Here is a 9,174-nt window from a genome sequence, read left to right as displayed (position 1 = left end):
ATATGTTATCACTAGCAGTGTTTGATTCATTGAAGATACTAAAATTTTATAATGAGAGTGATATAAACAAATATACTGAATTAATGTAAGTTATTTTTTATATAATTGGTAGTATGGATTACGTGTAACTATGTACTTGGCGGTCTTATAAACAATGTATTAAAGTAGATGATGGTTCGGTTCCTGAAGTCTTCATACATAAAGTGACTGTAAATGTAGCATTAACATTTTTTAAGTTTATGAATTTTAAACGGAGTCGGACTTCAATCCGAGATTTGCTCTGATGAAACACATATGTCGTTTTAAAGGGAACACCTGGTATTCAGGAAGTTCCCTCTTTATTTAAGCGCAAGTCACAATAACATTACCAAAACGCAAAATGATTACCTATCCTTGATAAACACTTTCACATGTATCAGGTGCTGGTTCATAGAAGCAATGATTTTTAAATTGACCAGTAAAAGGTTGACCGTACCATGTTGGCGGACATGGTGCGTATGGATTGAAATACCAAAGTGCGAATTTCGCTGGATGTTGTCTCCAATAATCCAGCGTTAGTTTTGCTAATCTTCTTTCATTAGGTCGGGCTCTTTGGTAAAACATATTGCCTTTTTGAACAGCTTCAAAAGAATAATTTCCTCCCTGTACCTGATAAATAACATCATTAATCGTTCTTAAATCTTTAAAGTCTGGACATTCTGCTATCACACGATTCACAATGACATTGCCAACATATAGCATTCCTTGGTTTCCTTCACCTTCCGCTTCTGCTCTCATCATCCTTGCCACTAGGTCAATGTCGGAATTTATATACTTTACTCTTGGCATTTTTTCACCTCCACCATATAGTATGAAAAAAAGCCTTCATTATTGTCATGTGAAATTCTAACAATAGTTTTATAATCGAAAAAACACGCCATCGATGCTGTCGACAAAACAGGAAGATGGCGTGTTTATTATTAGAAATTCTTTTTGAAGTACGGTGTTTTTTTCATCACGATACATACTGGAATTGCGATCATTAAGCCAACAACGTTTTGGATGACGTCTCCTGGAATGGATGCCATCGGGGCAACCCAGCTTTTGAACATAATCGCTTGCCCGATATAGTAAACGCCCATCATCACGGGCATAGCAACAACGGCTGCTAAAATGTTTAATCGGATGTCGTCGCCTCTATGTCCTTTAGACCAAGCGATTTTCCCAACGATGGCGCCTTGTAATGCGCGGGAGATAATTGTGGTTGGCGCCCAAATTAACCAACCACCTACGATATCGAATAAGCCCATTCCGATTGCTCCAGCAAGTGCCCCTTTTTTAGGACCAAATAAAATCGACGTGATCAAAAGCATGGATGTTCCTAAGTGAATAAGTCCACCTTGCCCGAATGGTAGCTTTATATTAATAAACATTGTCGCGACGAAAACAAGTGCTGCAAGAATGGAAGTAATGACTAAATCAAAGGTTTTTGTGCGTGGTTTTGTATAGGATTGACTTTGTATATTTTGCATTTGCATGTCCTCGCTAGGATGAATTTTTTAATAATTTTTACTTTAGCAAAGGACTGACTATCGTAAAAGTGCCAATTTGATAAAAATATTAAAGGTCAGTTAGTTTTTCTATAACGGAGTGCATTTCCGCATCTAGCTAATTATGATACGATGAGAGAATACAAGCAGGATTAGTTAGGTGGAGAGTATGATGAAAAAAGTTGCTGTAATTCAAGATATGTCATCCTTTGGGAAGTGCTCGTTAACGGCTGCGATGCCTGTGCTGTCAGTGATGGGTGTTCAGGCGGTGCCATTACCAACGGCAATATTAACCGCGCAAACGGGGTATTCGAGTTTTTATTGTGAGGATTTAACGTCAAAGATGGACTACTTTGTGGATGAGTGGAGTAAGCTTGGAGCAACCTTTGACGGTATTCACACTGGTTTTGTGACAGGGAAGGAGCAAATCGATAATATCTTTCGGTTTTTAAACGTCTTCCACTCGAGTGAAACAACGCTGCTTGTCGATCCGGTAATGGGCGATTTGGGCGAGGTGTATAAAATGTATACTGGCGAGTTGCTTGATCGTATGAAGGCGCTCGTGAAATGTGCAGATATTATTACGCCAAATATTACAGAATGCTGCTTGCTTACAGGTTTGTCATACGAGAAGCTACAGAGCTATCAGGACGATTCAGATTATCTTCAGGCGATAGAGGAAGCGGGCCATCAGCTGCAGCAGGAAACTAAAGCGAACGTTATTATTACTGGTTTGAATCCGCCGCCAGCAGATGCGACTAAGCGCTATGTAGGCAATATGTATGTCGATGCACATCGTTCGTTTTCTAGCGTCCGAGAATACAATGGTGAGAGCTATTCAGGCACGGGTGATTTGTTTGCATCCGTCATTATGGGTGGTATGATGCGTGGACAGGATTTAGTTGAGTCAATGAAACTTGCCGAAACATTTTTGGCTGCTTCAATTGAAGCGACATCAAAGGCGCAAATTCCACGTGAAGCAGGCGTGAACTTTGAAACGTTTTTACGAATGCTGCTTTAGAAATTCAGGTTTTTTATAACTGCGTTGTGACATGAGTATTCATCCATTTATTGATAAGGGATGGATTTTTTATGAAAAGAGGTAATAATAAAAATCATGAATTAGGGAGGTGTATAATGGATTCAATTAGATATTATGTAGTGCAAGTAGATAATGGCTATTACCAGGGGGAAATTGACCTTCTTACATTTACGGATGACGAAGAACAAGCCTTTGCGTTTACGGATATTGTGGCGGCAAACGAATTGGCTAATGAGGTCAATGGAATCGTCCTGACAAGAGAAGTCAGTTATAAGGAGCTAGAAGACTTTTCAGCACAATATCTGGTTGAGTACGAAGCATTGCCAAAAGAAGAGCGTGACACGATAGAATCATTTTGTAGGGAGCTCAGTATAGGAATGTTTGAATAAATGCCGAATCGAATTTTTTCGGCTCTTTTTTATGCAATTTTTGACTGAGCTTAAGTATTCTATCCCTGTGTGTAAAACTAAAATGAGGTGAGGAAATTGAAACTTCTAGATGAACTTGTGGATGCATTTTTAAATGGAAATGATAATGACATGTCGTATGTGTTAAATCGTCGAACAGGTGAAATTCTTTTGGATGCGCCAGAATTTATAACTGGTGAGCCTGGGATTGATTGGGATGATGAGGAAGTGGCTGCGGATTTGGTGATGATTCCAAACGTTACATCGTCTGAGATGTATGATGTTATGGTTAATTTTGCTAAAAAACAATCAGATCCGATTAAGCTTCATTTAATCAATGTACTTAACAGAAATAAGCCATTTCGATTTTTTAAAGAAATGATTAATGAACTAGGCATAGAAAATCATTGGTACCAATATGAACAGGATTATGCTATGTGTAGAATGACAGAGTGGTTAGAAGAGTTTTCCGAAATTGAAGACAGCAATAAAGTAATTTGAATATTAAATGCATAAAATGAGGTAGGGCAACAGTATAAAACGTGTGGTATGGGGGATTCTCAAAAGATGAATCAGACAAAAGCAAATTTCAATTGGCGACCTAGAGGTTTTCTTCAGTGGCTACTCACAATCCTCTCTGTGGTAGTATGTTTTATTATTATTATAGTGGCCTACTATATTTTTAACCCGAGTAATATGGATAAAATAATGAGTCTCCTTGCATGGGGAGCTTCTATATTTCCAATTATTCTAGTAGTGACAGCATTAATAATAATCGTTTTATTAGCTCTTTCTTTTTGGAAGAAAACCTTCATTGCTCTTACAGTGTTATTTCCTATTTTGTTGTTATTAATGCTTTTAACTGTGCAGCCAATTAGTAAAATGAAAAGCTATGCTAAAAGCGAGAATGTATCGGTTGCTCTTAGCTCACATTTTTTTTATAAACAAACTATCTCAACAAAACCTAGTGTAGATGTGGTGTATGGGAAAACTGCGGACGGCATTGAACTAAAGCTTGATGTGTGGCCAGCGAAGAAAAAATCAGAGGATGCTTTAACACCGGTCATTGTTCAAGTGCATGGTGGTGGTTGGGTAAGTGGAGATAAAGGCCAAGTGCAAGACTGGAATCAGTGGATGAATGATCAAGGGTACACTGTTTTTGATATCCGATATCGTATGCCTCCTGAAGCAGGTTGGAAAGATGAAGTAGGGGATGTTAAATCGGCGATTGGTTGGATTGTGCAAAATGCAGATACGTATAAGATTGATCCGAACAAAATCATTTTAATGGGAGAGTCTGCTGGGGGAAATCTAGCTATGCTTGCTGCATATAGTTTGGGAGATAAGTATATACTGCCATCAACGGATGTTCCGGATGTACCGATCAAGGCAGTGATTAACATGTATGGGCCGTCAGATATGACTGCGTTTTACAACAACAATCCAAGTAAGAATTATGTCCAAGATGTTATGGATAAGTACATTGGAGGTTCACCATCCGATTACCCTAAGCGTTATAAGATGCTTTCCCCTATAAGCTATATCCATGAACAAACGCCCCCAACTATTATGTTTTTAGGGACGGGTGATCGTATTGTTCCTGTAGAGCAGGCGAACATCTTGGATGAGAAACTGACTACAAGTGGTGTAGCGCACGAACTTTATCTTCTTCCAAAGGTCGATCATGGCTTTGATGCAAATCCAGGTAGTTTGAGCACGCAATTTGCCAAGGAGAAAGTAAAAGTATTTCTTCAAAAATATAATCAATAATCATTACGCGTAGCTCCAGTTATAATAGGAAAAGCCTTTGCAGGAATTAATCATCCTTCAAAGGCTTTTATATTTAGAAAGTACATGTAGAATTATTATTATCCGTCTCAAAATATATATGAAAATGCTTACTGCAATTTGGATTGAAAAGAGTATGACAATGTTTACAGTTTGTGTGATTCATATAGTCATGAATCGTTAATTCACTTTTACATACACCACAAAATATTGCCTTTTCATGAAAGTCCTCTTTCTTCCATGGCTGAATTTTATGATTTGAATTTTCCTCATGACATTTATAGCAAGGATAATACTCCCCACAACATTTAAATTTAATTGAAATGGTATCTTGCTTTTTAAAATAGTGCTTACATCTTCCTTGATCATCAATAACATTTCCTAGAATCTTCATATGTCAAACCTCTTTTCATTTTAAAACGCTTAAATTAAAACTTCACTTGATGCAATCAATCGATTATATTGCGCCGTCATTATTGTAAAATGATGCTTTTCATGGATGGCAAGTAGCTGGATAGATTGAATAAGGTTAGGGTAGTGAGCAATAGGGTCTGGAAAGACAATATGCCCGGCAATATCCTCCTCAATATTTTTTACTAATTTTTGCATTGCGCTCGTTTCGTTTACTAGTAATTGTTCGATGTCGTCGCTGCTTAGCGTAAAACGTATTTTGGAGGGAGGCACTAATATTCCTGGTGCCCTCATGCCGCTTCCTTTTTTGTTTTTATATTCCTCGTATATATCATGTATTTCTGTAGCGAAAGGCTTGTTTCTTCGCATTTTTGCGTAAGGCGTCAGTAGTAAGGAAAACTTTGTTGCTGTTTTCAGCATTTTTAAGATTAGATAAAGGTGATAGAAATGTTCACCGATAGACCATTTTTCTTCTTTTTCGCGGTGCCATAGTTGTTCCTCTTGGAGTGAATAAATGCAAGGTAAATAGTGAATTCGCTGCTCTTGTAATAGATGAAAATGATGCGCCATACTGTTAGATTTCATATTTTAGCCTTCTCCTTTGTACTGTTATTTCCATTTTAGGAAACTATCTTGTGGAAGTATATAAAAAACGATTAAGAATTGGCGATAAAAATGGAAAGTATCGTAGGAGGGATAAAAATGAATAGTAGACTTTTAATAGCTGCAGACGCTGAAGCCTATCGGAATTTAAGATTAGAAGCGCTACAAAATAATCCTGAAGCATTTGGCTCTAGCTTTGAGGAGGAAAAGGATAATCCGATTGAGCTGTTTGCCAGCAGATTTGAATCTCAGGGCTCTTTTACGTTAGGGGTTTTTGATCATGAACAATTAGTGGGCGTTGCGACGCTAGTGCGGGAAAGTAAGCTTAAGTTAAAGCATAAAGCGAGCGTCTTTGCGGTGTATGTTTCTCCGAAAAAGCGCGGGCTTGGTATTGGTAAGCGTTTAATGGTCGAAGTAATTAACAAAGCGAGGGAGTTAAAGGGGGTTGAACAGCTTCATCTAACAGTTGTATCAACGAATGCTTCAGCAAAAGGACTGTATTCTTCTTTAGGGTTTGAGGTATTTGGAACAGAGAAAAGGGCATTAAAAATAGATCAGCAATATTTTGATGAAGATTATATGGCTTTGTATCTATAACTTATTTCAGTGGATGTTTGAACAGCTAAAGCGAAAACTCCAAGAGCTTTTACCCTTGGAGTTTTTTTGATTTTTATGGCGTGGTCCAATGAAACAATAAAAATAAAGCAATGATTAAAAGAATGACAGCAATCGTAAAAGTGACGTAACTACTAGCATTACCCGTTTTATTTTTCAGTAGTTTTAAGCTCAGTACTATATTGATGATTGATAATGGGAATACTAGCCAAAATCCTAAATTGCCTAAGAGTTCAATTTGAATTGGTACATGGTTGTAAAAATAATTATAGGTGATACCTAAAGCAAGTAAAATTGCCAGCACAATATTGACCTTTGCAATTTTATTGTTGCTAATCATAATTGCCTCCAATCGATCCCTTTATAGTTGTATAGTATGCTTAAAATAAAAATCTGATAAAGCATGTAAGCTTCCAGGATTTGATCACATTCCTTAGTTTATTCATCAGAATATTCAGTAAAATGAATGTATAAATCTTTAGTTTCTAGGACCTATTCTTCCACCTTTCGTTAACCAATGCCAACATATCTCGAAAAACTTTACCTTTTCTTGTAGTAAATAAGGAAAACCAATAAACAACCAATACAAAAAAGCAAGAACCAATACACCAGTTAATATACTGTTCACTTGTGTTGCAATAAAAATGCTAAGGAACATAATAAGAAAATATAGTACAGCAATTCTCCTGTAGGCTATCATAAATTTCCCCTCCCATTATTTACAATCATACAGAAGAGATAACCTTTTTGGCAATTAATTACATGCTGGTCAAAATAAAAAGTGAAAGAAAATAATACACCCACCAACGCGAGTTAGTAGGAAATCAAGCGTAAGTCAATTACCTGCACAATAATAAATATAAGCGTTAAATATGAAAAGCAATAAAAGCTGTTACGCATCCGTTGGCTTAATAGATTTAGCTTTTCCTTTTTTAAAAATTCCTAAAAGAAGAAGCACAAGTCCCGTTAAAAATAGAAGTGGAAACATGACCATCATTAGTGCGATCGCCGCAAATCCCTCACCTTCATATCTCCCATACAGAATAGAAACAACCCCTGAGAATAAAGGAGCAATTACTAACATCATAGTTATTCCCCAAATTATATATTTCTTGTTATTCGATTTACCGAGACTTACCATAAAAGCTACTCCTAGTACCAATACTAATCCCAAAGCAACTAATACAATTCCCAATTTAGACCCTCCCACCCTTCATTTAAATTTTAGCAGATGTTTGAACACCCGCCATTAATTTTTCAATTTCTATGTCGTTCACCCTCCTTTTTTGTAATTAAGAGATTTAATAACTTCCGATAATTCCATGATGACCGCTTCTAATTTATCTATTTTCCTTTCAAAGCGAATGAATAGATAGACTGTAATGGCAATAGGGAATCCAAAATTTCCTATTAGGCTAATCCAAATTGGAACATTTTCTGGTGTCATAATGTAAATCACCCTCCCTCTTACTCCAAATTAGTAATATAAGGTGATACTCGGATTCGAACCGAGGATTCAGGTTTTGCAGACCCTTGCCTTACCGCTTGGCTATATCACCAAAATTGTAACCGTACTATGTAAAGAGGATCCTTCTATAATAAAAACAACCTTCCTGTAAAAAAATTATTTCAAGCGAGGAATGTCACTATTGTGTTAGGGTTACAAGAAAATAATATTACGTATGTCAATAAGATATTAATGAAGAGCACGTATTAAAGGAGTTTAAGCATTTTAATAGTAGTGCTATCCCATTTACTTTAATAGTCGCTGATCATAATTCAGCCAGAAAAAATAAAAGCTATTTTAGATATTTGAAAGAGTTGGATTAAATCACCTTTTTTGTATAAAAGGTGTTTTTTTTTATTCTTTTTAAGAACATTTGTTCTTATTTTGGTTTATAATATAGATACAACATTCACTTTAAATAGAAAGAAGGCGGAAGTATTGGAGGGAAGTTAAATGGAGAAACAAAAAATAGAGGAATTCTTCTATAGAAATAATGCGCAGATTAACAATCCAATCATAAAAAGCTTTTTGTCGGATTCCAATAATCTTTATTTGGTGCAAAAGGCGATCTTATATCCAACCGAACAAAATAAGAAACTTGTCGATGAATCTTTCCAATCTCACTATATAAATGTTAGGAAAATCAAATATGTCAGTAATTTAATTTATTTTTTTAGCTTAGATTTTGATAAAAAAAGGAGAAGGCTACAAAATCGTGCTTTATTAATATTAGATAAGGGCTTATCAGAAGAAGGCGGCACGACCGCGAAAGAGCTAATAGAAGATGCAAGCGTTGAAATTGAACTGGATCATATAGTTGATGGAGGATTATTTGACAATATTGAAGATGAACTGCTTTTAAAGTCTTTGCAAAAACTAACGGTTAAACAACTTCAAATATTAGAGATGATTTATGTAAAAGAGCTTTCTATAAAAGAAATAGCTCACACATTACAAACTACACCGCAGAATATATCAAACCTTCATAGGAAGGCTTTAAATAAACTCAAAAATACACTCAGCAAAAAGGGGGAATAATATATGGCGATTTTAGAAAATCAATACAATGAAGAGACGCTAACGATTATAGAGAATTTCATACCGAAAATAAAACAATGTTTGCACAATACAGACTTTCAGGAAAGGGAAGACTTGGAACAAGAAATTAAATTAAAAATTATAGAGAAGCTGGCAACAGTAGAATTTCAGGATGCACCTAGTTTTTGGGATTTTTTCTCGTGAACTTTATACCCGGTTGTTTCGGGTGGCTAC

15 protein-coding genes and 1 tRNA gene are annotated in these 9,174 nt (G+C 36.1%); 7 read left to right on the top strand and 9 right to left on the bottom strand.

The window, feature by feature from the left end:
- Positions 1-387: 387 nt before the first annotated feature.
- Together PVA17_RS09450 and PVA17_RS09445 are read right to left on the bottom strand one after the other, a co-directional pair.
- The gene (locus tag PVA17_RS09450; RefSeq protein WP_132361905.1) at positions 388-828 is read right to left on the bottom strand and encodes a cell wall hydrolase; all 441 of its coding nucleotides are present in this window, start codon (positions 826-828) and stop codon (positions 388-390) included.
- A gap of 131 nt (positions 829-959) precedes the next feature.
- Positions 960-1,511, bottom strand: a complete 552-nt coding sequence (locus PVA17_RS09445; RefSeq protein ID WP_132361903.1) for an ECF transporter S component — start codon at positions 1,509-1,511, stop codon at positions 960-962.
- A 190-nt stretch (positions 1,512-1,701) separates the two neighbouring features.
- Here PVA17_RS09445 and PVA17_RS09440 point away from each other — a divergent pair, with 190 nt between their 5' ends.
- From PVA17_RS09440 to PVA17_RS09425, 4 genes are all read left to right on the top strand, one after another.
- A complete protein-coding gene (locus tag PVA17_RS09440; RefSeq protein ID WP_132362098.1) occupies positions 1,702-2,550 on the top strand; it encodes a pyridoxamine kinase in 849 nt (282 codons plus the stop codon).
- A gap of 116 nt (positions 2,551-2,666) precedes the next feature.
- Entirely contained in the window at positions 2,667-2,960 is a 294-nt protein-coding gene (locus PVA17_RS09435) for a hypothetical protein (protein ID WP_132361901.1), read from the top strand.
- 96 nt (positions 2,961-3,056) lie between these two features.
- Entirely contained in the window at positions 3,057-3,479 is a 423-nt protein-coding gene (locus PVA17_RS09430) for a UPF0158 family protein (protein WP_132361899.1), read from the top strand.
- Between the two features lie 66 nt (positions 3,480-3,545).
- Complete coding sequence (locus PVA17_RS09425) at positions 3,546-4,748, top strand: alpha/beta hydrolase (RefSeq protein ID WP_132361897.1); 1,203 nt, start codon at positions 3,546-3,548, stop codon at positions 4,746-4,748.
- A gap of 73 nt (positions 4,749-4,821) precedes the next feature.
- Here PVA17_RS09425 and PVA17_RS09420 read toward each other — a convergent pair whose 3' ends face one another.
- Positions 4,822-5,160 (bottom strand): CHY zinc finger protein, encoded by a 339-nt coding sequence (locus PVA17_RS09420; protein ID WP_274067543.1) that lies wholly within the window; start codon positions 5,158-5,160, stop codon positions 4,822-4,824.
- A 29-nt stretch (positions 5,161-5,189) separates the two neighbouring features.
- On the bottom strand, positions 5,190-5,762 hold the full coding sequence (locus PVA17_RS09415; RefSeq protein WP_274067542.1) for a DinB family protein: 573 nt from the start codon (positions 5,760-5,762) through the stop codon (positions 5,190-5,192).
- Positions 5,763-5,879: 117 nt separating this feature from the next.
- Between PVA17_RS09415 and PVA17_RS09410 the strand changes: the two genes are divergently transcribed.
- Positions 5,880-6,377, top strand: a complete 498-nt coding sequence (locus PVA17_RS09410) for a GNAT family N-acetyltransferase (RefSeq protein ID WP_274067541.1) — start codon at positions 5,880-5,882, stop codon at positions 6,375-6,377.
- Positions 6,378-6,450: 73 nt separating this feature from the next.
- Here the strand turns inward: PVA17_RS09410 and PVA17_RS09405 are convergent, their stop codons facing one another.
- The 5 genes from PVA17_RS09405 to PVA17_RS09385 all read right to left on the bottom strand — a co-directional run bounded on the left by PVA17_RS09405 (position 6,451) and on the right by PVA17_RS09385 (position 7,954).
- Entirely contained in the window at positions 6,451-6,735 is a 285-nt protein-coding gene (locus PVA17_RS09405) for a hypothetical protein (protein WP_132361891.1), read from the bottom strand.
- A gap of 138 nt (positions 6,736-6,873) precedes the next feature.
- On the bottom strand, positions 6,874-7,095 hold the full coding sequence (locus tag PVA17_RS09400; RefSeq protein ID WP_132361889.1) for a hypothetical protein: 222 nt from the start codon (positions 7,093-7,095) through the stop codon (positions 6,874-6,876).
- A gap of 192 nt (positions 7,096-7,287) precedes the next feature.
- Entirely contained in the window at positions 7,288-7,590 is a 303-nt protein-coding gene (locus tag PVA17_RS09395) for a hypothetical protein (RefSeq protein ID WP_274067540.1), read from the bottom strand.
- Between the two features lie 78 nt (positions 7,591-7,668).
- Entirely contained in the window at positions 7,669-7,842 is a 174-nt protein-coding gene (locus PVA17_RS09390) for a YvrJ family protein (RefSeq protein ID WP_016993736.1), read from the bottom strand.
- A 41-nt stretch (positions 7,843-7,883) separates the two neighbouring features.
- Positions 7,884-7,954, bottom strand: a tRNA-Cys gene (locus PVA17_RS09385).
- 401 nt (positions 7,955-8,355) lie between these two features.
- Between PVA17_RS09385 and PVA17_RS09380 the strand changes: the two genes are divergently transcribed.
- Together PVA17_RS09380 and PVA17_RS09375 are read left to right on the top strand one after the other, a co-directional pair.
- Positions 8,356-8,940, top strand: coding sequence for a sigma-70 family RNA polymerase sigma factor (locus tag PVA17_RS09380; protein WP_274067539.1), 585 nt, complete (start codon positions 8,356-8,358; stop codon positions 8,938-8,940).
- Between the two features lie 3 nt (positions 8,941-8,943).
- Positions 8,944-9,144, top strand: a complete 201-nt coding sequence (locus PVA17_RS09375; protein WP_132361883.1) for a hypothetical protein — start codon at positions 8,944-8,946, stop codon at positions 9,142-9,144.
- The last annotated feature ends 30 nt before the right edge of the window (positions 9,145-9,174 follow it).

It is taken from the genome of Lysinibacillus sp. CNPSo 3705 (assembly GCF_028674935.1).
Lineage (GTDB): Bacteria > Bacillota > Bacilli > Bacillales_A > Planococcaceae > Lysinibacillus.
The sequence above is the reverse complement of the archived record's forward strand: the minus strand, read 5'-3'. Positions and strand labels throughout refer to the sequence as shown.